The sequence below is a fragment of the Endozoicomonas sp. OPT23 genome (assembly GCF_009653635.1).
Classification (GTDB): Bacteria; Pseudomonadota; Gammaproteobacteria; order Pseudomonadales; family Endozoicomonadaceae; genus Endozoicomonas_A.
Map to the genome: position 1 here is coordinate 821,149 of NZ_PPFD01000003.1, position 21,720 is coordinate 842,868.

The following is a 21,720-nucleotide window of genomic DNA, read 5'->3' on the forward strand; positions in this document are numbered from 1 at the left end:
AGACATTTGAAATCACAAGTCACTTGTATGCTCATGGCAACCAAATGACAAACTGATATTCTATAACCTGTGTCTACAGACTTACTGTCCCTCTTATCTGATTGCATTCTCAGCTTTAATTGTTACAGACACATGACAGTCGCATATGTTCTACCTCCTCCACCGCCGAGGATAGAACAACCTGATATTCGACTACATGTGTCTACACACTTATGAAACTCAACTCATCAGATAGCTGCCAACAATCCCGGCAAAGACAATAGCGCCTGCCCAGTGATTGTTGAGAAACGCCTTGAAGCAGGGGTCTCTCTCACGCTTGCTGGTCAGTTTTTGTTGAAAAACAAACAACGCTGAAACACCTGCGAGAGACAGATAAAAAGGCAGTTCCATGGACAACTGCTGACCGACAAAGAACAGTGTCACAACAGTCAAAGCCTGCAAACAGCCAATAATCAGGTTATCCATTTCACCAAACAGAATAGCAGTGGACTTAATGCCGATCTTTAAATCGTCATCTCTATCCACCATGGCATATTGAGTATCATAGGCTACCGTCCAGAACAGATTCGCCAGAAAGAGCAGCCAGGTTACCTGTGTCAGCTCACCACTTTCTGCGGCAAAAGCCATGGGAATAGACCAGCCAAAAGCAGCCCCGAGAACCACTTGAGGAAGATGTGTATAACGTTTGGCAAAAGGATAAGCTGCTGCCAGCACTACACCGCCAAATGACAGCATGATGGTGAAAGTATTAGTAAATAAAACCAGCAAAAATGCCGTAGAAACCATCGCCATAAAAAAGGATAACGCCTCTTTGACGGTCACTTTTCCTGTCACCAGAGGGCGTGCTTTGGTTCGCTTAACGGCACCGTCAACATTTCGGTCAGCAAAGTCGTTAATGACACAACCAGCGCTTCTCATCAGTACGACACCGAGAGAAAAAATAGCAATATTGGCAAGCGAAGGAATACCTTCTGCAGAAAGCCAAAGAGCCCAGAAGGTTGGCCACAGTAACAGGTAGATGCCAATGGGGCGATCAAGCCTGGCAAGTTGTAAAAAATCATTAAAACGGGGAAAGCGTTTATCAAAAAGAGTTGGTTCTAAAGTGCTTCCCGCCGGTTTTCTGAAAAGCATCGTTTTTTTTGAAAGCATAAGAGCTGCTCGCCCATTTCGGGCCTATTAAGTGTGTGGACACACGTAATCGAATATTAAATTGCTCTTTGCCCGGCTCCGCCGGGCAAAGAGCTTATGAATTCGTATGTCTGAGTACTTATGTACGGCAGAATGATGCGGTCAGTTTATCAGGTTACATGGGTAACTTCTTTATCATGAAGGTTTTCTTCATCGTGATTTGAGTAATCTGGCAAGAATATTTCGCACACTGAAATAGGCTTATCGTTCAAGTAAAACAGCGAGCGACGTCCCCATGCTGTTTCATTTTCATAGCTCTGATCAAGATGAGCATTGAATTGTCTGGCGGGCAGTGCAGCGATTTCAAAAGGGCCTCGCTTCATAGCCGGATGGGTAAACAGAAACTCTCCCAGAGGCCTGTTTCCTAATTCAAGTAGTTCTCTGTTTGCACCTTCCAGACTGGTCAGCGGCAATACACTTCTGGCAAACACTCTTGGCTTATCATCACAAATGAGCAGAACTTCTCGTATGTTTGCCTCAATTGCTGGCTGATTCAGAAAATTCTGTTCGGAGTCCGTGGGCATTTCACATTCATGTTTCACCACTCGAACCTTAAAGCTGTTTTGACACTCCTGCTTTAATCGTTGAGTTAACGAACCACTGTCCAGCAACCAGTTCCGCCACTGCTCAGGTATCTGATCTGGCGAATACGGTTTCGGGTTCCAGGGTAATCCGGTGAAATCAAAAAAGGGCACTACTACTCCATTTCTTACAGTCAAAACAGTCTACTTAAGTGTGTAGACATATACGCACGAATATCTGATCATTCTTTACACAAAAATGATCGATAAAGATCCTGCGAATCGATATGCACGGTTGCTTATACACCAGAGCCTATGTGCTCTCCAAAGCGAAGGTCTCATTAAACTTACATCGTATATAAGCCCTTCGGGTGATTCGTATTATTGGTCAAAATGGTTCAATTGAGAATTGAAAAATTTACCAGGAATCTGTCGGGCTTAAGTTCAACAGGTTTTTGGAACCATATGAACGCATCATTTCCAGGGAAGGGATGACAACACAATGATCAGTAGCACAGGGCGAATAAGAACTGAACGAAGCCGCATCATTTTAGAGGCGGCAATGAAAGAGTTTGCCCATTATGGTTATGCCGGTGCCACCGTTCAGGGTATTGCAGACAGGGCAGAACTGCCAAAGCCCAACATTATCTATTACTTCAATAATAAACAGGCTGTTTACGACAAAGTCTTATTAAACATCCTGAAACTGTTTCAGGAACGGCTCAGTCCGATTACAGCAGAAGATGACCCTGCACAGGTTTTAAAAACCTACATCCATTCGAAGGTTTCTCTAGCGAGAGACTATCCGGCAGCCTGTCGTATCTTTGCCAGCGAGATCGTTCATGGTGGCCAGAACCTATCACCAAATATGAAGCAGGCTATGAGAAAGTGGGCCAACAGATCCACGACAGTTTTTCAGCAATGGGTTGATGAAGGAAAAATGACTCCTGTCGACCCTACCCACCTGCTGTTCATGATTTGGGGTTCCTCTCAGTTTTACGCTGACTATGAAACACAGGTGAAAACCGTTATTAACCGTAAAAAAATATCCAGGGCACATTACCAGCAGGCCGCTGAGACTATCTGCGATATCGTTCTCAGAGGATGCGGACTCAATAGCGGGTAAAAATCGTCGCGATCATCGGCTATAGTGTCTGATTGTCACAGCTCAAATAAAGAGAACTCCTATGCTGTTGGATTTCTGGCCTGCACTGGTCGCCTTAACCCTGCTCACAATGACACCAGGGGCTGACACTCTTATCATCATGAAGAATACCAGTCGCGGTGGTTTGATGGACGGAAGTATCACAAGTCTCGGCATCTGCTCCGGCCTGTTTATTCATGCTTTGGTTTCTGCAGCGGGCATTTCTGTCATTCTTCTACAATCTGCAACAGCTTTCAGTGTACTGAAGCTTGCGGGTGCGGCGTATCTTGTCTGGTTGGGTGTTGGTAGCCTGAAACAGGCCTTTCGATCGAACACAGCCATGTTTGATGTTCAAAGCAAAGAGCACTTTTTCTCTGCTGTTAAGTCTTTTCAGGAAGGGTTTCTCTCTAATGTCTTGAACCCGAAGACCGTGATCTTCTACATGGCCTTTCTGCCACAGTTTATTAATCCGGAAGGCTCAGCTCTTGTGCAATCAATGACACTGGCCGCCCTGCATTTCACCATCGCCATGATTTGGCAGATTTCTCTGGTGCTGATGGTTAACAAAGCCAGAGTCTGGTTATCACGCCCAATAGTTAATCGTGGATTTAATGGCGTAACAGGCTCTCTACTGGTGTCTCTGGGTATTGGTCTGGCATTACAGAAAAGTGATTAGTCCGACGGTTAAAAGTGTGTAGGCACACATTGGAGTACTAAATTGCTGTCTGCCCGCTTCAGGCGGGTAAACAGCTTATGGATTCGTATATCTGGGTGCTTAAAATAGTCCTGCCTAATTACATACAAAAGCAACCGAATTGGTAAACTCCAGACCAGCACTGAAAACAATAAATAGAATCAATAATGTGAGTCACAGAGTTAAGTACTCGGGCACGCAAATTCGAAGCCTCTTTATCTGCTGAAAGCACGTAAGAGCTGGTGGTTGTTCGAATTTGTATGTCTACACACTTACGGAGATAACTATGAAGAAGTGGCATTGTGTAGTCTGCGGTTTTATTTACGATGAAGCTTTAGGCTGGCCTGAAGAAGGTATTGAGCCGGGAACACGCTGGGAAGACGTTCCTGAAGAGTGGTTATGCCCGGATTGCGGCGTTACTAAAGAAGACTTTGAGATGGTTGAAATCGACTAAACCAACCGCTAAAAAGCAAAAAACCTACGGCCTGCAAGGTTTTCAGGGCAATTTCTATTGCCCTGACTGCTCCAGTGTTTTAGTCTGTTGAAGGTTGCCTACCCAACGACCTATCCAAACTACGGAAGATAAAAAAAATAAAAGGAGTGCATGACATCATGCGTAAGCCAGACCTAGTAAACGCTATTGCCGACCAGGCTGACCTGACCAAAGATCAGGCCAATCAAGCTCTGAACGCATTACTCGAAACCATTACCGCTGCCTTAAAAGAAGAAGACACTGTCAGCCTGGTAGGTTTCGGAACGTTCCTGCAAAGAAGCCGTGCTGCCCGCACCGGCAAAAACCCACAAACCGGTGAACCCATTCAAATTGCTGCAAGCAATACTGTTGCCTTTAAACCAGGCAAAGCTCTGAAAGATGCTGTAAACGGTTAATTATTTTTCAAACCTACAATCAGATTTGCGGTAGAAGTAACTGTTTGTCCAACAACCTGTTATGCAACCCGTCTTGAGGCTATTCAATGAGTAGCCTCTTTTTGGTTCTGCCTTCCATTTAGCTACAAATTCCCCTGTATCTCTTCTGAATAGCCCTTATTCGTAGAAGCCGAAATCATAATTTCAATCCAAAGTGTTGACAGTTTCGCCTGATATCCATAATATTCGCCGCACTTGCTGAGCAGCACTTTGCAGCTTAACAGGGCCCAGGTGGCGGAATTGGTAGACGCGCTAGCTTCAGGTGCTAGTGTCCGAAAGGGCGTGGAAGTTCGAGTCTTCTCCTGGGCACCAATCATTTAGCTTTCATATGGCGATGACTGGTCGGGTTTTTAACCCATAAAATATATATGATTTGCCCAGGTGGCGGAATTGGTAGACGCGCTAGCTTCAGGTGCTAGTGTCCGTTAGGGCGTGGAAGTTCGAGTCTTCTTCTGGGCACCAAATCATATAGTTAAAAGCTGATCTTTTGATCGGCTTTTTTCGTTTTTATTCCCCAAAAATAATTTCTCACTCAGTAACATCTTTGCATTCCCCTTTCTCCAAGCTATTCTCCTGCTCATCACAACTATAAATATTGCTTTTACATCATGGAATTCAATACTTGGCTGGCTTTTCTGGCTGCAACCGCATTAATCAGTATCACTCCTGGTGCTGGTGCAGTGAACACTATGTCGACCGCCATTAAATTTGGCTTTGTGAAAACCCTGCCATCAATCATGGGCTTGCAGGTTGGGTTGATTATTTATCTGCTTATTGTGGCTGCAGGGCTAGGGGCTATTCTTGCCGCATCAGAACAACTGTTTAATGTCATCAAATGGTTTGGTGTCGGATATCTGGTTTATCTGGGAATAATGAAATGGAAAGAGTCTGAGTTGTCCAAAGGCTCGTGCCGTAATCAGAGTAAAAGAAAATCATTTGCCAGTGCTGTTGTTGTAAACCTGACTAACCCTAAAGCTATCGTTTTTCTCGCTGCATTTCTGCCTCAGTTTGTACAACCTGATCTACCTTTATGGCCACAGTATCTGATTATGGGCGTAACAATGATCGTCATAGATATTCTGGTAATGCTGGGTTATTCATCTTTGGCGTTAAGAATTACACCTGCTTTATCAAGGCATGAAAAATTGCAGAGCAGAGTTTTTGGTTCAATGTTTATCGCCTGCGGAGGGCTGCTGGCAGCCAGCCAGAAATAGTTCTGAGCCCACTTACCCTGGGAGGATTCTTTGGAAATCTTGAAAGAGCTTCACTACTTGAAATTCGCTGGTTAGGATCACCTTTCAGCATATCGTGTAAAATTTCAGTGATTTTTGGATCCAGGCCTCCTGCATATCTCTTCAGATACTTATCAACCCACACCTGTGTACCATCCTCTGTTATTTCACCTTCAAACACTTGCTCCCTATGGGAAGCAATAGGCACACCGGTTAATAATTCAGCCAGAACCATTCCCATTGAGTGAACGTCCTGTTGATATGGGTCCGCTGACTCATACACCTTTGTATCACTCATCTGATAAGACAACCCCAGCATTTCAGGTGCCATATACCTTCGAGTCATACCTTCAGGGCTCTTGTAGGTAAGACTATAGGAGTGCTCTGTAGGAACTTTGATGGCGGAACCAAAATCACTTATCTTGACCTCTCCCTCCACAAGCAGAATATTATCCGGTTTCAGATCCAGATGACTCAGCTTCTGTTTATGAAGGTATGCGATCGCACTCAGAAGATTATATGCATGCTTATGCCTCTCGGAAGCATTCATCCCTCCTCGCCACTTTTTCTCTATTGAGCTGGTTAAACTGGAGCTGCCTTTCTCCATCACCAAACCTGTTGGTTCTTCATTAACATCCAGAATGTTGACGTATTCCGCTTCATCCGATGAACCGGTTTTCTCCAATGAGTCATTTAAGTCTTCACTTCTTACGACTACGACCTCACTTTCTTCTACACCAAAGCGGGATTTAATAATATGCGGGTGATTAAGCGTACTCAGTATCTTCTGCTCTTTTATCAACTCCTCAGTCTCATATGAGCTTATAGGTTTTTTGCGAGCCAGGCGTGTCCCCTCAAACTCTACTTCGCTGACAGACCCAAAACTTCCTGCCCCCAACGGGATATCCATCGCCCTTATGACTGGCTTGATAGTTTTGATCAGCCCGACCCTCTTACCAACCCACCTTAGTGGACTTACACACCAACGGCCAAAGCGCACTAGTGCTTTCGCGGCCTTTTTTGCATAGGACAAATTTTCTGGCAGCGGAGAGGGGGTCGAGATTCTAGGCATTTTTTGATCCAACCAAGTGGTGATTCTATATATGTCGGCCACCATGAAATAACGGAAAGAGAATGACCTCCTAAGCGATTGCGGTCATTACTATGGCAAATGTCTCACAAGGCAAAAGGATAACTTCCTGTTTTTCCTGAAAGCGGAAAGTGGATAATAGATTTCGTCAGCGGGGGACAGGAAGTCTGAAGTTCAGGAAGAACTAAAAGCTGACAGGGATAAGGAACCAGGCAGGATGCCCGGGTGGTCATGAAGGCCAAATAGATGCAGGAAGCAGTTCGGAACATGGAGTTCCGAGAAGCAGGAAGCGCCCTATATCAAGGATGAAGCAAAAAGCAGACCAGATGGTCTGTTTTTTGTATGCGGGATCAACAGAATTTGAACGAGACCTGTTGACAAAAACCCCGAGCATACATAATATGCATCTCGTTCCTCGCCGGTATAGCTCAGTTGGTAGAGCAACTGACTTGTAATCAGTGGGTCCCGAGTTCGACTCTTGGTGCCGGCACCATACAAAAGCCCTGTTAATTCAGGCACTTAGAAGCCTCAACATTGTTGGGGCTTTTTTGTATCTGCTTGTTTTTCCAATTTGGTCCCTGTAATGGTCTTGGCTATTTGCTGACTGGGTTTCAAGTCTGAAGCTCTAATTACGAGCAGTGTCGTTAAATAATCCAATCAACATAGCCTTACTTTTGATAGCCAGATCACTCCGGCTTCACAAGGTTTGCGTATTTTGCAGGCGGGTTGTATGACTCCCCCTCAGGTATAGGCAACTCGCCAGACTGAATTCGTGTATGCAGGGCAATCATCATCTTATCCCTGTCATCTTCTGTTATGACAGCCTCTCGAAGAAATTCTTCAATCGCAAAATTACAGAGATCAGATACAGATAGCTCACTGCCACGGCACAACTTCTGAAGCTTTTCAAAGGTTCCCTGTTCAAGAGACAGTTCCAGTTTTTTCATTTCTGTTTCCTTTTACACTTGGTATTTCCAGCCTACGGCAGTGAAGATACTTCAAAACGAATAATCAAACCCCGCCAGTAAAACATCCCCATTAGACTCAAAGTTCTTCCCATCAGACATTTTGTAATCTTCAATCATCATATGTCTGTACTCAACCCTGAACCCCATCTGGGTATGATTGGTAAAACGAATGCCTAATCCTGCGTGAGTGCTATCCAGTTTCTCATCTCTTTCTACAGGGGAAGCTAATGTGCCTGAAGTGGTTTTTACTTTAAGCTTTCCATAGCCTGCCCGAGCATAGAGTTCTATATCCGGTGCAGCCATCATTCCCATAAGAATGCTGCCAGAATAGGAATGATCAAATTTATTGCCTACACCAATATCCAGAGCGTTTATTTTTCCTTCAAGCTCACCGCTGTATTTGAGGTAGTCCAACTCAAATGAAAACTTAAGCCGTCCATTAGTGGCACTGTAACCAAGGTAACCGCCCGCGACTTTTCCGCTGTCACCCAGATCAAGAGTTAAAGCGTCGTAGTCTGGCTTGCCATTAAATTTGCCCGCTCCACCCGTTACTCCCAGATAGAAAGACCCTATTTGCTCAGCCTGAACAGCCATAGGCACAAGCAGAACAGCACACGCTATCGCTTGCTTCATTTACACGTTCCTTGTGTTCTGTTGTTTTTTTCAAGACAGCTTCTTTCAAGATATAGAAAGCAGCTGGTAAATCAAACATCTAAAATCCGTAGTATCTTCTTTTCTCTTGTCTCAGTTATCCTAGCCGTGACCAGCCTTAGAGTATTAGCGAATGGAAGCACTCAGCCTGTTGCTTGAAAGGATTTTTCTGACCGTTTTTCCACTGGTGGCCATTGTCTCCACAGGGTTCTTTTATGCCCGTCGTCATAACCCTGATATGACTGTAGCCAACCAGGTCAATATTGATGTTTTTGTCCCGGCTCTGATCTTCGCTGCGCTTTCTGCAGAATCATTTGATCTTGTGAAATATCAGTCTCTGGCCATTGGGGCAGCCATTGTTGTGCTTGGCTCAGGTGTTTTGCTGCTGCCTTTCTGCAAACTGCTCAAGGTGCATCCGAAAACGTTTATTCCACCCATGATGTTCAGCAACAGCGGCAATCTGGGCATTCCACTTATTGTGCTGGCGTTTGGTGAACACGCACTGCAGGCGGCGGTCATTCTCTTCCTTGTAGAAAATGTTCTTCACTTCACCGTTGGCATTTATATTCTTGATCACAAGACTCGTCTTCTTAATCTACTAAGAATGCCTATGATTCTGGCAACGATTCTTGGATTGATCTGGAGCGGTTTTGACCTGCCTATCTATAAGGCTATTCATACGTTTATCGAAATGCTGGGACAGATCGCCATCCCATTAATGCTGTTTGCTTTAGGTGTACGAATGACCAGTGTTGATTTCAGCAACTGGAAGATTGGAGTGAGTAGTGCTGTGCTTTGTCCTATCAGTGGCGTTGTGATTGCACTGATTTGTCAGCAGTTTCTTCAGCTGGATGCGACTCAGTTTGCCTATCTGGTTGTGTTTGGTGCTCTGCCACCCGCAGTACTGAACTACATGATCGCAGAGCGTTATAACCAGGAGCCTCACCAGGTTGCTTCCATCGTATTACTTGGAAACATAGGTAGTCTGTTGTTTATTCCACTAGTGCTGGGCTTTGTTCTCTAAGGTTCAGGAACATATTTATTTCACTGGTTTCTCAAGCTTTCTGGCCAACCAGGAAAATATCAGAACAATGACAAGATATTCCACTACCAGCACGGAATAGATTTCCATGGCTCGGTATTCGCTGATCTGTAATTCATTCGCTCGTCTGGTCAGCTCCTGAACACCAACCACCGAAGCCAGAGACGACATTTTCAGCATATAAACAAACTGATTGGCCAGTGGCGGAATCATTCGTCGAATCGCCTGAGGCAAGATTACAAAGCGCATCTTCTGCAGATACTTCAAACCAAGTGCTTCTGCCGCCTCAAATTGGCCTCTATCAATCGCGTTAACGCCGCCACGGAATATTTCCGCGTGAAAAGCACTTTCACAAATGGCTAAAGCGATAACGGCAGCAGCAAACGCTGAAAGCTCTATTCCTGCAACAAGCGGCAATCCGTAATAAATCCAGAGAATCATGACCAACACCGGAATAGATCGGAACACTTCCACGTAGGTTCGGTTCAGATATTGCAGTGGCTTGTAACTGGACAAGCCGGGCAGGGCGATTAGCAGACCAGCAACCATGGCTATTGAGAAAGCCAGCAGGCTTATCCCAAGCGTATAAACGGCCCCCATGGCCAGAAACTTAAGGTTTATCAGGCCTGACTCTGTAAAAGGTGAAACAACATACCAGCCCCACTGATAATCAGAAGAGCAGCCAGTAAGAAGCAAAGATGCTCCAAGAAGCAAAACTATACGTAATAGAGAAGAAGGCATGAGAACAACGTTTTTCTTGGTGTCCTGACATCATACCCCCTTGTGGCTGTAAGCAGAAATTCTGGTATGGTTGCCTTAGTCCTTTTAAATCAGCCAGCCCACTTAAAAAAATGAAAATGATAAAAAACCTGTCTCGCATTGTTATTGGCTCACTATTAAGCCTTCTTACTATTTCCTCGTCGTACGCAGAAACATCCAGGCTTCAGAGCATTCTGGAATCGGGCGTATTAAGAGTTGGAACAACCGGTGACTGGGACCCAATGACCCTTCGTAACCCTGCAACGAACGAATATCAGGGCTTCGATATCGATCTGGCTAAAGCACTGGCTAAGGATATGGGCGTTGAGCTTGAATTGGTTCCTGCAGATTGGAAGACACTGGTTAATGGTGTAGTGGCCAATAAATACGACATGTCCACCAGCGCCTCCATTAATATGGGGCGAGCCAAAGTGGCGGGTTACTCTCAATCTTATTTTGCCGTTGGCACAGTGCCACTAGTTCGAAAGAGTGATTTGAGCAAGTTCAAAAGCTGGGAAGACATTAACAAGGCTGATGTGAAAGTGGCTGTCACTCTGGGCACTGTTTTTGAACAGGAAGCCAAAGATTACTTACCAAAGGCAAAACTGAAAGCGGTAGAAGCGCCAGCCCGTGACTTCCAGGAGCTGCTTTCGAGACGAGCCAGTGTAGCTCTGACTTCAAACCTTGAAGCGTCAAAACTGATCAAGAAATACCCGCAACTGGCTGTACTGTCCGTTCCACCTCGTAAAGCCAAGCCTTTGGCGATCCTGTTACCACAAGATGATCAGGTGTGGATTAACTACATCAATCACTGGATTACTTTCCGTAAGGCTCAAGGTTTCTTCGGTGAGCTGGAACAGCGCTGGATGCCTTGAAGCTTTAGAATTATTTATATAGCGACCAAGAAACAACCTATGAAACAGAACTGAAATAAAAACAACATCCAGTTGTCATCAAATGGCCGCAAGATAGGATCATTTGATGACAAGGTAGTTATCGATGGGGCAACTGGATGTTACGCACCTGACAAAAAGCTGGGCAGACAGCACAGCTGTTGACGGTATTAATTTCTCTGTTAATTCCGGAGAATTTGTCGCGCTCCTCGGCCCCTCAGGGTGCGGTAAATCAACCACACTGCGAATGATTGCCGGACTGGAAACACCCAGTGATGGTCGTGTATTCCTGAATGGCAGTGATATTACCCAAACATCGCCCGGCCAACGTGGGCTGACCATGGTGTTTCAGTCCTACGCCCTGTTTCCTCACCTTTCCGTTAAAGACAATATTCTGTTTGGCCTGCAGGTCAGAAAGGTTTCTCCTGAAGAGAGAAAGCGCCGACTGAGTTTTGCAGTCGAACTGGTTGACCTTGGCCCGCATCTGGATAAAAAACCGTCACAACTCTCCGGAGGCCAGTGCCAACGGGTGGCACTTGCACGCTCTATTGTTTCTGAGGCACCACTCTGCCTGATGGATGAGCCGCTCTCAAACCTTGATGCAAAGCTTCGTGGCCAGATGAGAACCGAGCTGCGAGCCCTACAGCAAAAACTTGGAATGACGGTTCTGTACGTCACTCACGACCAGACCGAAGCCATGAGCATGGCTGACAGAATTATTCTGATGAATGCAGGCCGCATTGAACAGACGGGTCGCCCGGAAGAACTGTATAACGCTCCAGCCAGTACTTTTGTGGCAGGGTTTGTTGGCAGTCCGCCCATGAATCTGATCGGTCAGGATGAGCATATTCTGGGCATCAGGCCAGAGCATGTTTCTCTGGCACCCGCAGAATTATCGAATAGCCTACAATCCGCCATTGTCGTCAGTTGTGATTATCTCGGAGCTGACACTCTGGTCAATGCCAGCTTCAATGATGCCAAGCTTCAGATCAGACTCTCCGGCCACCAGCCTATCTCTGCGGGAACGGTTCTGGGTATAAGCTGGCAGCAACAACACGAACACTATTTCTGTAAAACCCGCCAGCAACGCATTGAACGCCAAAATAACTCTGCTGTGAATAACAACCATAAAGCAAAGGAATCTGAATATGCTGCATAAACTACCTAAGGTCGGGCAGGCTATAGCTCTATCTATTGCCGCTTTTGGTCTCTCTGCCTCAGTACAGGCAAAAACCGAACTGACCATGTACTACCCGGTCGCTGTGGGTGGCTCCCTGACCAAGGTTGTGGACAACATGATTGAGGGATTTGAAAAGCAAAACCCGGATATCGATGTCAATGCCATTTATGCCGGCAACTATAACGATGCAAGAGTGAAAGCACTGGCGGCTCTGAACAGTGGCAAACCTGCTCAGCTCTCCGTGATGTTCTCCATTGACGTTCATGAGCTGATGGACCAGGACGCTATTGTTCCTTTTGATGAACTGACAAAAACCGCTGAAGAACGTCAATGGTTGAACAGTTTCTACCCAACTCTGATGCAGAATGGTAAAGCAAAAGGCAAAACCTGGGGTATTCCTTTCCAGCGTTCAACCATTGTCATGTATTACAACAAGGACGCATTTCGTGCCGCAGGTTTGAACCCGGAAAAGCCGCCAAAAAGCTGGGATGAACTGGTTGCGGCAGGCAAAAAACTGACTCTGCGTAACGGTGATGGCAAGGTTCAGCAGTGGGGAACAATGATTCCATCAACTGGTTACCCTTACTGGATGTTTGGCGCACTGACCAAACAAAACGGTGAAGTACTGATGAATCAGGACGGCACTGAAACCTACTTCAACAAGCCTGCAGTCGTCGAAGCATTGGGCTTCTGGAAAGACCTTGGCAGCAAGCACCAGATCATGCCACAAGGCACCATTGAGTGGGGCACACTGCGTCAAAACTTCCTTGAAGGTAAGACAGCCATGATGTGGCACTCCACGGGTAACCTGACCACCGTTAAAAAGAATGCAAAATTTGATTTCGGAGTTGCCATGCTCCCGGCTCAGAAAGAGTTCGGTTCCCCCACCGGTGGCGGTAATTTCTACATTTTCAAGAAATCCTCTGCAGAAGAAAAAGCGGCTGCTCTAAAGCTTGTTCGCTATATGACAGCACCGCAGCAGGCGGCTGCATGGAGCAAAGCGACAGGTTATATGGCAGTCAGCGAAGAGGCTTATCAGACCGACGAGCTGAATCGCTATGTTAAAAGCTTCCCCGCTGCAGCTGTAGCACGAGATCAGTTACAGCACGCCACCGCCGAGCTTTCTACTCATCAGGCAGGCAGGGTTCGCAAGCTGCTGGACGATGCCATTCAATCAGTCCTGACTGGCGAAAAAGAAGCTGACCAGGCGCTCTCAAAAGCCCAGCAACAAGCTGATCGAATCCTCAGACGCTATCGCTGACTTCTTATCTGCATGGCCTGAATCTCAGGTCATGCGATGTTCTGGATATCTGAATAATGAGCCCAAATCGACACCTGCACGCCTGGCTTTTACTTCTGCCAGCGATGGCTATGCTGGCTGCATTTACCCATATACCTGCAATCTCAACGCTTCTGCACAGTTTTTTTGAATCTCCGATAGCAGGAAAAACCGGCAGTTTCGTTGGTTTGGATAACTTTGAGTTTGCACTGGAAGATGACATTTTCTGGCAGGTACTCTGGAATAACTTCTGGTACGCCGTTGTGACTGTGCCCACCAGTATTGTTCTGGCGCTGGTCATGGCTATATGGGTTAACAGCCAAATGAGTGGACGTGCCATTGTCCGACTGGCTTACTTTACGCCAACCGTTCTTCCGATGATTGCAGTGGCTAATATCTGGCTGTTCTTTTACACACCGGAAATAGGGCTGATCAATAACCTGCTCGAAAAGCTGGGGTTCGAAGGACAAAACTGGCTGGGTGATCCCGACCTTGCCCTGCCAAGCCTGATGGTTATGACGATCTGGAAAGAAGCCGGTTTCTTTATGATTTTCTATCTGGCTGCACTTCAAAGTCTGGACCAGTCACTTTATGAAGCCGCTGCCGTAGAAAATAGCAGTCGCTGGCAGACCTTTCGCCGAATTACCTGGCCTCTGTTGATGCCAACCACCCTGTTTATTTTAATCAACGCTCTGATCAATGCCTTCAAGCTGGTTGACCACCTGTTTATTCTCACTAAAGGTGGCCCGAATAACGCCAGCAATCTGTTGCTCTATTACATTTACGAAAATGCCTTCAGCTTCTTTGATACGGCCTACGCAGCAACACTCACCACAATTCTACTGATCATTCTGGCACTGCTGGCCTGGGTACAGTTTGGTGTTCTTGATAAGAAGGTACATTATCGATGATGGCTCGCTCACTGCTTCGCACAGACGACTTCAGGCAGATATCAATGGCTGAAAAGGTTGCAGCCTGGATTCTGGGTTTTCTCTGGATCATGCCGCTGCTTTTTGCTTTCTGGGCGGCTTTCCATTCCAGTGAATACACGACCAGCTTTGATCTTCTGGCGCCACTGACCTTCGAGCATTTTATTACCGCGTGGGATCAGGCTCCCTTCGCCCGCTATATGCTGAATACCTTTGCGATTACCGGAATCATTCTGGCCAGCCAACTGGTGCTGTGTACTCTTGCCGGGTTTGCTCTTGCCCGAATGCCATTCAGAGGTAAAGGGGTGGTGATGGCTCTGGTGATGATGCAGTTAATGGTGATGCCGGAAGTACTGATCGTGGAGAATTACCAAACACTGGCCGGACTGGAGCTTATCGATAGTTGGACAGGTGTCGGGCTTCCCTACATGGCCAGCGCCTTTGGTATTTTTCTGCTTCGGCAAACCTTTGCCACCGTACCACAGGCTCTGGATGATGCTGCCAGAATAGAAGGCTGTAATCTTCTGCAGGTGCTCTGGAAGGTTTATGTGCCTCAGGCCAAGCCTGTCTACCTTGCCTATGCACTGGTTTCCATCAGCTATCACTGGAACAACTTCCTCTGGCCGCTGGTTGTCACCAATACCGAGGCAAGCCGACCTCTGACAGTGGGTATGGCCATTTTTGGAGCGCCAGAGTCGGGGGTTGAGTGGCCAATTATCTGTGCCGGTACTATAATAGCCATTTCGCCTTTGCTGGCCGCTTTCCTGATTTTCCAGAAGCAGTTTGTGCAATCGTTTATGAGAGCTGGTATCAAATAAACTGATCTCCCAATGGTTTTGTCACTGCGCTCCTATACTGACTATTTAACAGTCAGCGTATGCAAAGGAGTGCAGAAGTGGACAATATCCGTCGCTCAAAATCCTCTACCCCAAAGCTTTTGCCCGCACTAGCTTTTATAACACTGCTTCCGGGAGTTTATTCTCAGGCTTCCCAATCCATTCACTCCATGGGAGTAACTTTCAAAACTATCTGGCGTGCTCTTCATAATGGCAACGATTACTTCGCCAGTAATCATTACGAAGAAGCCAGACAGTATCCACCTGTCGAGCAGCTTTACTACATCCCCTACCGGTTACGGTCACCTGTTAATGGTATTCGTCTATATCGCTTTTATGACAGCGATGGCGTTCAGCATACTGAATCCTCTCAAGGCCACCTGCCCGGAAGCAAAAAGGAAAGTATTCTGGGAGTGGCATGGCCTCAGGTATCTGCTCCCGGAGGTACTGAAGAAATGTATCAGCTCAGGGACCTCAATCAGCTTTCGGCCATCGCAGTACCAAAAGCACCTGCGGCAGGATTTGAAGAAAAAGTACCTTTGACAGGTTTATACGCTTACCCCCGCTATGGCTATCAGGAAAAGACCCTTGAGTGCATCAGTGGCAGCAGTATCAAGCTGTGTTCGGATAAAGCCGCAGGCGGTAGCATCGCCGAACTTGTTTGGAACAATTACAATTTCATCAAGGACGATGGCTACAGCCATAATATCCAGTCTTCAATCCTTGGTGATCATGCAAAACCAACAGAAGGTGGCAGTACTTTCAATAAAGACGAAAGTGAAAAAGTAGCATGGAATGGAGCGCCTCTGATCAGTCTTATCAGTAATAACAACAGACAATCGAGTTCTGCTATTCCTATCGATAGAACATCGCGCAGACCAAGGCTTGCTCGTGGTGTCACTGGTGTCATTTACCCCGATTTGAAAATTGGTAAAAACCTTCAGATTGATGCAGAAGAATTCAAGCAAAATGAAGCTCTCTCACTCTATGCTAGTCAGATCATTGTTTATGATGCTCAGGTAACCATGCCTACGGACTGGTCTGGAACAAAATTAGTAATACTGGAAGTACCGGGTGGCTCTATCCCGACTAAAAGCAAATGGCCATCTCACTTTTATACGGTAGACGCCTTATATTCTGACCCCACGAAATCAGTTAGAGAAATCTTCAACTCTGATTTTCAATACGAGGGAGAGTCAGACGATTATAAGTATCTCTTCCAGGCTGGAGGCGGCATAGCCATTGCAACTGGCAGAGAAGAACATGCAATAGCTGTCTACAGTCGTAGATCTCAGCAGGGGAAAGAAGGCGAGTTTTACGGTCACTTGCATAAAAAAGGAGTACACGGTCACTGGTCTCTAAGATATGCAGGCCCTCTCTATGCCGGACAGAACACTTTCCGTGCCTATATCATTCTGGGAGAGATAGAAGAGGTGCATAAAATCATGCACCTGCTCTACACAGAAGGGTATTGAGAAAGCCTTGCTGAATCAGCCAAAGTTCGTAATATGAACAGACACAACAAGGCTAAAGAAAGCAGTAATGACCGCATACGACCATATTCCGCTGGAAGGTTTTGAGAACCTTTCCAGCGATGAAATGCAGAACCACTCCAAAACTTTTCTGGAACACATCAAACGTCGAAGAACAGTCCGTGATTTCAGTGACGAAGCGATCCATGAAGATGTCATCAAAAACTGCATTCTGGCTGCAGGCAGTGCGCCCAGCGGTGCCAATATGCAGCCATGGCATTATGTGGCAGTGCAGAATCCAGCCGTAAAAAAACAGATTCGTGAAGGTGCGGAAGCTGAGGAAAGAGAGTTCTATCAGCGCCGTGCATCAGAAGAGTGGCTCGACGCTCTGGCTCCTCTTGGAACCGATGCAAATAAACCTTTTCTGGAAACAGCGCCATGGCTGATTGTGGTGTTTGCCAGCAAGCACACCATGACGCCAGAAGGCGAAAAGAAGAAGCATTACTATGTGCCTGAATCAGTGGGCATTTCAACGGGTATGCTGATTACCGCTCTGCATAACTGTGGTCTGGCAACGCTCACACATACACCAAGCCCGATGAAATTTCTGAATGAAATTCTTGATCGCCCGGTACATGAGAAACCTTATATGATTATTGTGGCCGGTAAACCTGCAGAGGGTGTGACTGTGCCGAATATCACGAAGAAGAGCTTCGATGAATTTGCAGAGGTCGTGTAATAGGCTTATTGAAAAGGGGTGAAGAACTCACCCCTGATATAAATTAATGAAAGCCTGATCACTTAATCTGATAAACCGTAGTAGACCCTGATACTTCATTACCCACAATCAGCAAAGCATTTCCGCTAGGGCTATCAGCAGCAGCAACAAACTTCATACCTTCAGGTGCCAGATCACCAGCACTTTGCAGATCGTTTTCCAGATCAACACTGAAGTCACGATTGATGGTGTACTCAACAAAATCTGGTTCAGTCGGGTCAGTGATGTCGTACATCATGATGCCTCCTGTACGCTCCAGGCCGATAAACGCATAAGTTTTGTCGTTTACCTGACCCACCGCCAATGCTTCCGGCTCCGGACCTTTATCATCAGAACGGCTGTCACCTGAACTGTTTTCATCATTATTACTGTTGAAGTTTTCACCTAGAGTCAGAGCAGTAATCTGTTCAAAGTCGTCACCAGAATCAAAAACCAGTTCACCACTTTGTCCATTAAAGATAGAGAAAGAACGGGCTCCGAATGAATAGAGTTGCTCAAATTCACCGTTATTATCCGTATCACCTTGAGTTGTTAAGACTTTTAAACGTCCAAGAGCTTCGTCCTGTTGCAACTCATCTGGGTTAGAAAAAACATTGGCATCAAGGGTGAGCTTCTCTACTCTTTCTTCATCGACATACTTGGCATCTCCACCCTCATATTCTCTTGAATCGCCCTCATTCGCCGTCAAAATATAATCCGTGCCATTAATACTCACAGCAGCAATAGTGTCGGGCATATAAAGTCCAAAGACATTCGCGTGAGGAACAATATTGGTTACGTCGTCTTTATTACTGGCATCAAAACCATTTCCGTCCAGCCCGTGATCCTTGGCTCCCAGTCCCCAGATGGCTTTTACATACTGTGTATCCAGATCAATACTGGCAATAGCATTATTTTCCTGCATGGAAACAAAAGCCGTTTTGCTGTCTTCAGAAACCGTTACATATTCAGGCTCAAGGTCCTGAGCTACAGAAGCTTCAGGGTGTGAAATACGAACATCTGAAGAAAGTTCATTGTTACGACCTTCGCCTTTGTTAAACTCTGCAAAACTCACCTGAATACCAGAGTTTGCAGGAACTCCTTCTACTACAGGAATAATAGTTACACTGCCTTCCGGATCAATGGTGTAATCCTTGGTAGGTTCACCTTCATTAGCTGCAATAGCGTACTTTCCATCAGGGCTGAACACTACGTTATCGGGCAACGCACCGGCTGCTACTTCTTTCAGGAAACTGGCTTCACCCGTTTCGCTCAGGGTATAGAAGGCGATGACTCCCGGATCTGTTTTCACATTATTCTCAACGGCTACTGCCATCAGGCCACCGCTGACAGCAACACTATTAACCCCTCCAGCAGTGATAGTCTGAACATCAGCACCCACATTAAGCTGTGAACGTCGTAAAAGGTTGCTGCTGGATTTCGGGTTTATCAAAACTTCTTCTGTAAGGCCGGAAGCATTCAAAATATCCACAGTATTATCTTCAGCATTAATAACCAGAATACTTTTACTAGTCTTGTGGAAGTCTACGATTTCAGCTCTTGATACATCTTCTTCAAATGCCTGCCCCGCAGAATAACGCCCAACCAGTGTCATCGAGGCATGATTCTCCAAAGCCTGCATGGAAGCAGATAAATGTTCGAAAGCCTTTCCTCTGGATACCAGTTCTTTACCGATCAGATCAGAAACAGCGGTTTCATCCCCCCAGTTCTCAAACGTACTACCACCACTTAACAAATCAGATTGGATAGTAATGCCATTGTCAGGGTTTTCGTCTTCATCAAGAGTTTGCAACAGTCTGGCCAGATTTTGAACTCTGCCATCGTGAAGGCTGGTTGTTTGCATAATATTCAATGGCGTAACCGTCTGGCCTGCTTTTACTTCAGGCAGATCAAGTTCTCCAATAGAAAAGACAACCGTTTCCTCATCCAGATAAGAAAAACGGCCCTCTGTATCTGTAGTACCAGACTGAGTCTCTGTTTTATAGCTCAAGCCCGCCACGGCAGAATCAATAAACTGCCCGGTTTTTATCTGGTTCTGAGGCTGAGATTGAACAGGAGTCGATGAGCTACTGCTACTTCCACAACCTGTCATCACAGTTGCAGTAATAAGAGAGACTGCCAGAGTAAGCTTTTTGATATGCATGGATAGACCCTAAACCGTTGTAATTTTTTATATCTCGGGCAGTTTATTGCAGGGACATATCAATTCGTTTTCAGAAAAGTGACAGTTTCATTAACGGGCTTATACCCCCATCTTTTGAATTGATCCGCATCAAGGTTATAGTTGAAGAATAAATCACGAAGTACCCTGGAATTCCTTCTCTATGATGACCACCACAGAAAAGCTCACAGCTCTTCAGTCCGCCATGAAAAGTCAGGACATTCATGCCTGGATTATTCCAGGCTCAGACCCTCATGAAAGCGAGTACACAGCTGAACACTGGTCTGGCCGCGGCTGGTTATCAGGCTTCAGCGGCTCTGCGGGCACCGTTGTTATCCTTCAGGAACAGGCTGCACTCTGGACCGATGGCCGTTACTTCCTTCAGGCAGAGCAGGAACTGGCTGGCACCGGCATTGAACTGATGAAAGACGGTGAATCCGGCGTTCCCTCTATCAGCAAATGGCTGGTTGAGTCTCTGGAAGAAGGCCAGACAGTAGGTTTTGACGGTAAGGTGATGACGCTGGCAAAAACCCGCGACCTATCCAACAAGCTTTCTGCCAAGAAGCTGCAGCTGAAAACGGATCAGGACCTGTTGAATGCAGCCTGGACTGACAGACCAGCCATGCCTGCTGCGCCGGTATTCCTTCACACCGACGAAATGGCCGGTAAAACCCGTGAAGAGAAGCTGGCAGAAGTTCGTGAGAAGATGACCGAAACAGGTGCAGCACACACACTGGTCACTGCCCTGGACTCCATTGCCTGGTTGTTCAACCTGCGCGGTGCAGACATTGAGTGTAATCCGGTATTTCTGGCTTACGGCCTGGTTTCAGCCAACAAGGTTCAACTGTTTGTAGACAGTAGTCGTATTGAAGCACCCGCACTGGCTGCATTAAATTCATCCAACATTGAACTGATGCCGTACGATGCTATTGCAGATCATCTGAAAACTCTGGACCAGACGTCACTGCTGATTGATCCACAAACTACCAACAATTGGCTGATTGAAGCGATTCCTGCCAGCGTTAATACTATTGAAAAAGCCTGCCCAACCAAACACCTGAAAGCGGTTAAAAACAGTGTTGAGATCAGCCGCATGGCAGACTGTCATCGTCGTGATGGTGCCGCTATTGTTCGCTTTATGCGTTGGCTGGAAGAGAACATTGGAATCGGCAAGGTGGATGAAGTAAACCTTGACCTGAAACTTGAAGCGTTCAGAGCCGAGTCTCCAGAGTTTAAAGGCCCAAGCTTTCCAACCATTGCTGGCTACGCTGCTCACGGTGCGATTATTCATTATCGTGCCAGTGAAGAATCTGCTTTTACGGTTAAACAGAAAGGTCTACTGCTGGTTGATTCCGGTGCCCAGTACCCTGATGGTACCACTGACATCACTCGTACGTTTGCCTGCGGCGAGATGACCGACGAGGAAATGAAGGACTACACACTGGTTCTGAAATGCCATATCAACATGGCTCGCGCACGCTTTCTCAAAGGTACCCGTGGTCTTCAGCTGGATATGCTGGCTCGCCAGCCTGCATGGCAGGAAGCGCAAAATTACAACCACGGCACAGGCCATGGTGTTGGTTACTTCCTGAATGTTCACGAAGGCCCACAGAGTGTCAGCCCACGCTGGACCGACGAGCCTTTGAAACCAGGTATGCTGATCACCAACGAGCCGGGCATGTACCGTAATGGCAAGCATGGCATCCGTATCGAAAATATCATGCTGGTTGAAGAGGACATTACTTCAGACTTTGGTGAATTCTACCGTCTTCGCGACCTGACTCTGGCACCTGTCGATACCCGCCCGCTGGTTATGGGTATGCTGAATGCTGAAGAAGTTCAGTGGCTGAATGACTATCACGCCAAGGTTCTGAAAGAGCTGTCTGGAGAACTTAAAGGTGATGATCTTGAGTGGCTGAAGAAAGCGACTGTGGCTATCTAAGCAACAATTTCCGAAGGATCGAGTTAAGTCCAGA

Annotated in this window: 21 protein-coding genes and 3 tRNA genes; 17 read left to right on the forward strand and 7 right to left on the reverse strand. The window is 46.4% G+C overall.

The window, feature by feature from the left end; all coding sequences use genetic code 11:
* Nucleotides 1–219 precede the first annotated feature (219 nt).
* Both ubiA and EOPP23_RS09500 read right to left on the reverse strand, forming a co-directional pair.
* Nucleotides 220–1,149, reverse strand: coding sequence for a 4-hydroxybenzoate octaprenyltransferase (gene ubiA / locus EOPP23_RS09495; RefSeq protein ID WP_228550639.1), 930 nt, complete (start codon nucleotides 1,147–1,149; stop codon nucleotides 220–222).
* 149 nt (nucleotides 1,150–1,298) lie between these two features.
* A complete protein-coding gene (locus EOPP23_RS09500; RefSeq protein ID WP_194842556.1) occupies nucleotides 1,299–1,883 on the reverse strand; it encodes a chorismate lyase in 585 nt (194 codons plus the stop codon).
* Between the two features lie 328 nt (nucleotides 1,884–2,211).
* Between EOPP23_RS09500 and EOPP23_RS09505 the strand changes: the two genes are divergently transcribed.
* From EOPP23_RS09505 to rhtB, 7 genes are all read left to right on the forward strand, one after another.
* Entirely contained in the window at nucleotides 2,212–2,835 is a 624-nt protein-coding gene (locus EOPP23_RS09505; protein WP_153765707.1) for a TetR/AcrR family transcriptional regulator, read from the forward strand.
* 61 nt (nucleotides 2,836–2,896) lie between these two features.
* Nucleotides 2,897–3,529 carry a LysE family translocator gene (locus EOPP23_RS09510; RefSeq protein ID WP_153765708.1) on the forward strand — a complete coding sequence of 211 codons (633 nt, stop codon included), beginning with the start codon at nucleotides 2,897–2,899 and terminating at the stop codon, nucleotides 3,527–3,529.
* A gap of 304 nt (nucleotides 3,530–3,833) precedes the next feature.
* A complete protein-coding gene (locus EOPP23_RS09515) occupies nucleotides 3,834–4,001 on the forward strand; it encodes a rubredoxin (protein WP_153765709.1) in 168 nt (55 codons plus the stop codon).
* A 158-nt stretch (nucleotides 4,002–4,159) separates the two neighbouring features.
* Nucleotides 4,160–4,435 carry an HU family DNA-binding protein gene (locus tag EOPP23_RS09520; protein ID WP_153765710.1) on the forward strand — a complete coding sequence of 92 codons (276 nt, stop codon included), beginning with the start codon at nucleotides 4,160–4,162 and terminating at the stop codon, nucleotides 4,433–4,435.
* 264 nt (nucleotides 4,436–4,699) lie between these two features.
* A tRNA-Leu gene (locus EOPP23_RS09525) sits at nucleotides 4,700–4,786 on the forward strand.
* Between the two features lie 63 nt (nucleotides 4,787–4,849).
* Nucleotides 4,850–4,936 (forward strand) — tRNA-Leu (locus EOPP23_RS09530).
* Between the two features lie 146 nt (nucleotides 4,937–5,082).
* The gene (gene rhtB, locus EOPP23_RS09535; protein ID WP_153765711.1) at nucleotides 5,083–5,688 is read left to right on the forward strand and encodes a homoserine/homoserine lactone efflux protein; all 606 of its coding nucleotides are present in this window, start codon (nucleotides 5,083–5,085) and stop codon (nucleotides 5,686–5,688) included.
* Here rhtB and EOPP23_RS09540 read toward each other — a convergent pair.
* Nucleotides 5,648–6,778: a protein kinase gene (locus EOPP23_RS09540; RefSeq protein WP_194842557.1), complete on the reverse strand. Its 1,131-nt coding sequence runs from the start codon at nucleotides 6,776–6,778 to the stop codon at nucleotides 5,648–5,650. The genes rhtB and EOPP23_RS09540 overlap by 41 nt on opposite strands.
* Before the next feature lie 435 nt (nucleotides 6,779–7,213).
* Between EOPP23_RS09540 and EOPP23_RS09545 the strand changes: the two genes are divergently transcribed.
* Nucleotides 7,214–7,289 (forward strand) — tRNA-Thr (locus EOPP23_RS09545).
* Nucleotides 7,290–7,482: 193 nt separating this feature from the next.
* Here the strand turns inward: EOPP23_RS09545 and EOPP23_RS09550 are convergent.
* Nucleotides 7,483–7,743, reverse strand: coding sequence for a hypothetical protein (locus tag EOPP23_RS09550; protein ID WP_153765713.1), 261 nt, complete (start codon nucleotides 7,741–7,743; stop codon nucleotides 7,483–7,485).
* A gap of 51 nt (nucleotides 7,744–7,794) precedes the next feature.
* A complete protein-coding gene (locus EOPP23_RS09555; RefSeq protein ID WP_153765714.1) occupies nucleotides 7,795–8,397 on the reverse strand; it encodes an outer membrane beta-barrel protein in 603 nt (200 codons plus the stop codon).
* A 151-nt stretch (nucleotides 8,398–8,548) separates the two neighbouring features.
* Here EOPP23_RS09555 and EOPP23_RS09560 point away from each other — a divergent pair, with 151 nt between their 5' ends.
* Nucleotides 8,549–9,439 carry an AEC family transporter gene (locus EOPP23_RS09560; protein ID WP_153765715.1) on the forward strand — a complete coding sequence of 297 codons (891 nt, stop codon included), beginning with the start codon at nucleotides 8,549–8,551 and terminating at the stop codon, nucleotides 9,437–9,439.
* Nucleotides 9,440–9,454: 15 nt separating this feature from the next.
* On the opposite strand, the gene EOPP23_RS09565 is transcribed toward EOPP23_RS09560, so the two are convergent.
* A complete protein-coding gene (locus EOPP23_RS09565) occupies nucleotides 9,455–10,153 on the reverse strand; it encodes an amino acid ABC transporter permease (RefSeq protein WP_228550641.1) in 699 nt (232 codons plus the stop codon).
* A gap of 155 nt (nucleotides 10,154–10,308) precedes the next feature.
* Here EOPP23_RS09565 and EOPP23_RS09570 point away from each other — a divergent pair, with 155 nt between their 5' ends.
* The 7 genes from EOPP23_RS09570 (at nucleotide 10,309) to EOPP23_RS09600 (ending at nucleotide 17,544) form a co-directional block, all read left to right on the forward strand.
* Nucleotides 10,309–11,091, forward strand: coding sequence for a transporter substrate-binding domain-containing protein (locus tag EOPP23_RS09570; RefSeq protein WP_228550642.1), 783 nt, complete (start codon nucleotides 10,309–10,311; stop codon nucleotides 11,089–11,091).
* Nucleotides 11,092–11,215: 124 nt separating this feature from the next.
* On the forward strand, nucleotides 11,216–12,268 hold the full coding sequence (locus EOPP23_RS09575) for an ABC transporter ATP-binding protein (protein ID WP_153765717.1): 1,053 nt from the start codon (nucleotides 11,216–11,218) through the stop codon (nucleotides 12,266–12,268).
* A complete protein-coding gene (locus tag EOPP23_RS09580; RefSeq protein WP_153765718.1) occupies nucleotides 12,258–13,550 on the forward strand; it encodes an ABC transporter substrate-binding protein in 1,293 nt (430 codons plus the stop codon). The genes EOPP23_RS09575 and EOPP23_RS09580 overlap by 11 nt, the downstream gene beginning before the upstream one ends.
* Nucleotides 13,551–13,606: 56 nt before the next feature.
* Nucleotides 13,607–14,479, forward strand: coding sequence for a carbohydrate ABC transporter permease (locus EOPP23_RS09585; RefSeq protein WP_153765719.1), 873 nt, complete (start codon nucleotides 13,607–13,609; stop codon nucleotides 14,477–14,479).
* Nucleotides 14,476–15,315, forward strand: a complete 840-nt coding sequence (locus tag EOPP23_RS09590; protein ID WP_370514736.1) for a carbohydrate ABC transporter permease — start codon at nucleotides 14,476–14,478, stop codon at nucleotides 15,313–15,315. Before EOPP23_RS09585 ends, EOPP23_RS09590 begins: the two co-directional genes overlap by 4 nt.
* A gap of 59 nt (nucleotides 15,316–15,374) precedes the next feature.
* Nucleotides 15,375–16,808, forward strand: a complete 1,434-nt coding sequence (locus tag EOPP23_RS09595; RefSeq protein ID WP_194842558.1) for a hypothetical protein — start codon at nucleotides 15,375–15,377, stop codon at nucleotides 16,806–16,808.
* 67 nt (nucleotides 16,809–16,875) lie between these two features.
* On the forward strand, nucleotides 16,876–17,544 hold the full coding sequence (locus tag EOPP23_RS09600; RefSeq protein WP_153765721.1) for a nitroreductase family protein: 669 nt from the start codon (nucleotides 16,876–16,878) through the stop codon (nucleotides 17,542–17,544).
* 58 nt (nucleotides 17,545–17,602) lie between these two features.
* On the opposite strand, the gene EOPP23_RS09605 is transcribed toward EOPP23_RS09600, so the two are convergent.
* A complete protein-coding gene (locus EOPP23_RS09605) occupies nucleotides 17,603–19,726 on the reverse strand; it encodes a choice-of-anchor I family protein (RefSeq protein ID WP_153765722.1) in 2,124 nt (707 codons plus the stop codon).
* Between the two features lie 181 nt (nucleotides 19,727–19,907).
* On the opposite strand from EOPP23_RS09605, the gene EOPP23_RS09610 reads away from it, so the two are divergent.
* Complete coding sequence (locus EOPP23_RS09610; protein ID WP_153765723.1) at nucleotides 19,908–21,686, forward strand: aminopeptidase P family protein; 1,779 nt, start codon at nucleotides 19,908–19,910, stop codon at nucleotides 21,684–21,686.
* Nucleotides 21,687–21,720 lie beyond the last annotated feature (34 nt).

Excerpts from the sequence above, each read along its gene's own strand:
- ubiA (WP_228550639.1), bottom strand. The coding sequence starts at position 1,149 with ATGCTTTCAAAAAAAACGATGCTTTTCAGAAAACCGGCGGGAAGCACT.
- EOPP23_RS09505 (WP_153765707.1), top strand. The coding sequence starts at position 2,212 with ATGATCAGTAGCACAGGGCGAATAAGAACTGAACGAAGCCGCATCATT.
- EOPP23_RS09510 (WP_153765708.1), top strand. The coding sequence starts at position 2,897 with ATGCTGTTGGATTTCTGGCCTGCACTGGTCGCCTTAACCCTGCTCACA.
- EOPP23_RS09515 (WP_153765709.1), top strand. The coding sequence starts at position 3,834 with ATGAAGAAGTGGCATTGTGTAGTCTGCGGTTTTATTTACGATGAAGCT.
- EOPP23_RS09520 (WP_153765710.1), top strand. The coding sequence starts at position 4,160 with ATGCGTAAGCCAGACCTAGTAAACGCTATTGCCGACCAGGCTGACCTG.
- rhtB (WP_153765711.1), top strand. The coding sequence starts at position 5,083 with ATGGAATTCAATACTTGGCTGGCTTTTCTGGCTGCAACCGCATTAATC.
- EOPP23_RS09540 (WP_194842557.1), bottom strand. The coding sequence starts at position 6,778 with ATGCCTAGAATCTCGACCCCCTCTCCGCTGCCAGAAAATTTGTCCTAT.
- EOPP23_RS09550 (WP_153765713.1), bottom strand. The coding sequence starts at position 7,743 with ATGAAAAAACTGGAACTGTCTCTTGAACAGGGAACCTTTGAAAAGCTT.
- EOPP23_RS09555 (WP_153765714.1), bottom strand. The coding sequence starts at position 8,397 with ATGAAGCAAGCGATAGCGTGTGCTGTTCTGCTTGTGCCTATGGCTGTT.
- EOPP23_RS09560 (WP_153765715.1), top strand. The coding sequence starts at position 8,549 with ATGGAAGCACTCAGCCTGTTGCTTGAAAGGATTTTTCTGACCGTTTTT.
- EOPP23_RS09570 (WP_228550642.1), top strand. The coding sequence starts at position 10,309 with ATGAAAATGATAAAAAACCTGTCTCGCATTGTTATTGGCTCACTATTA.
- EOPP23_RS09575 (WP_153765717.1), top strand. The coding sequence starts at position 11,216 with ATGGGGCAACTGGATGTTACGCACCTGACAAAAAGCTGGGCAGACAGC.
- EOPP23_RS09580 (WP_153765718.1), top strand. The coding sequence starts at position 12,258 with ATGCTGCATAAACTACCTAAGGTCGGGCAGGCTATAGCTCTATCTATT.
- EOPP23_RS09585 (WP_153765719.1), top strand. The coding sequence starts at position 13,607 with ATGAGCCCAAATCGACACCTGCACGCCTGGCTTTTACTTCTGCCAGCG.
- EOPP23_RS09590 (WP_370514736.1), top strand. The coding sequence starts at position 14,476 with ATGATGGCTCGCTCACTGCTTCGCACAGACGACTTCAGGCAGATATCA.
- EOPP23_RS09595 (WP_194842558.1), top strand. The coding sequence starts at position 15,375 with ATGCAAAGGAGTGCAGAAGTGGACAATATCCGTCGCTCAAAATCCTCT.
- EOPP23_RS09600 (WP_153765721.1), top strand. The coding sequence starts at position 16,876 with ATGACCGCATACGACCATATTCCGCTGGAAGGTTTTGAGAACCTTTCC.
- EOPP23_RS09605 (WP_153765722.1), bottom strand. The coding sequence starts at position 19,726 with ATGCATATCAAAAAGCTTACTCTGGCAGTCTCTCTTATTACTGCAACT.
- EOPP23_RS09610 (WP_153765723.1), top strand. The coding sequence starts at position 19,908 with ATGATGACCACCACAGAAAAGCTCACAGCTCTTCAGTCCGCCATGAAA.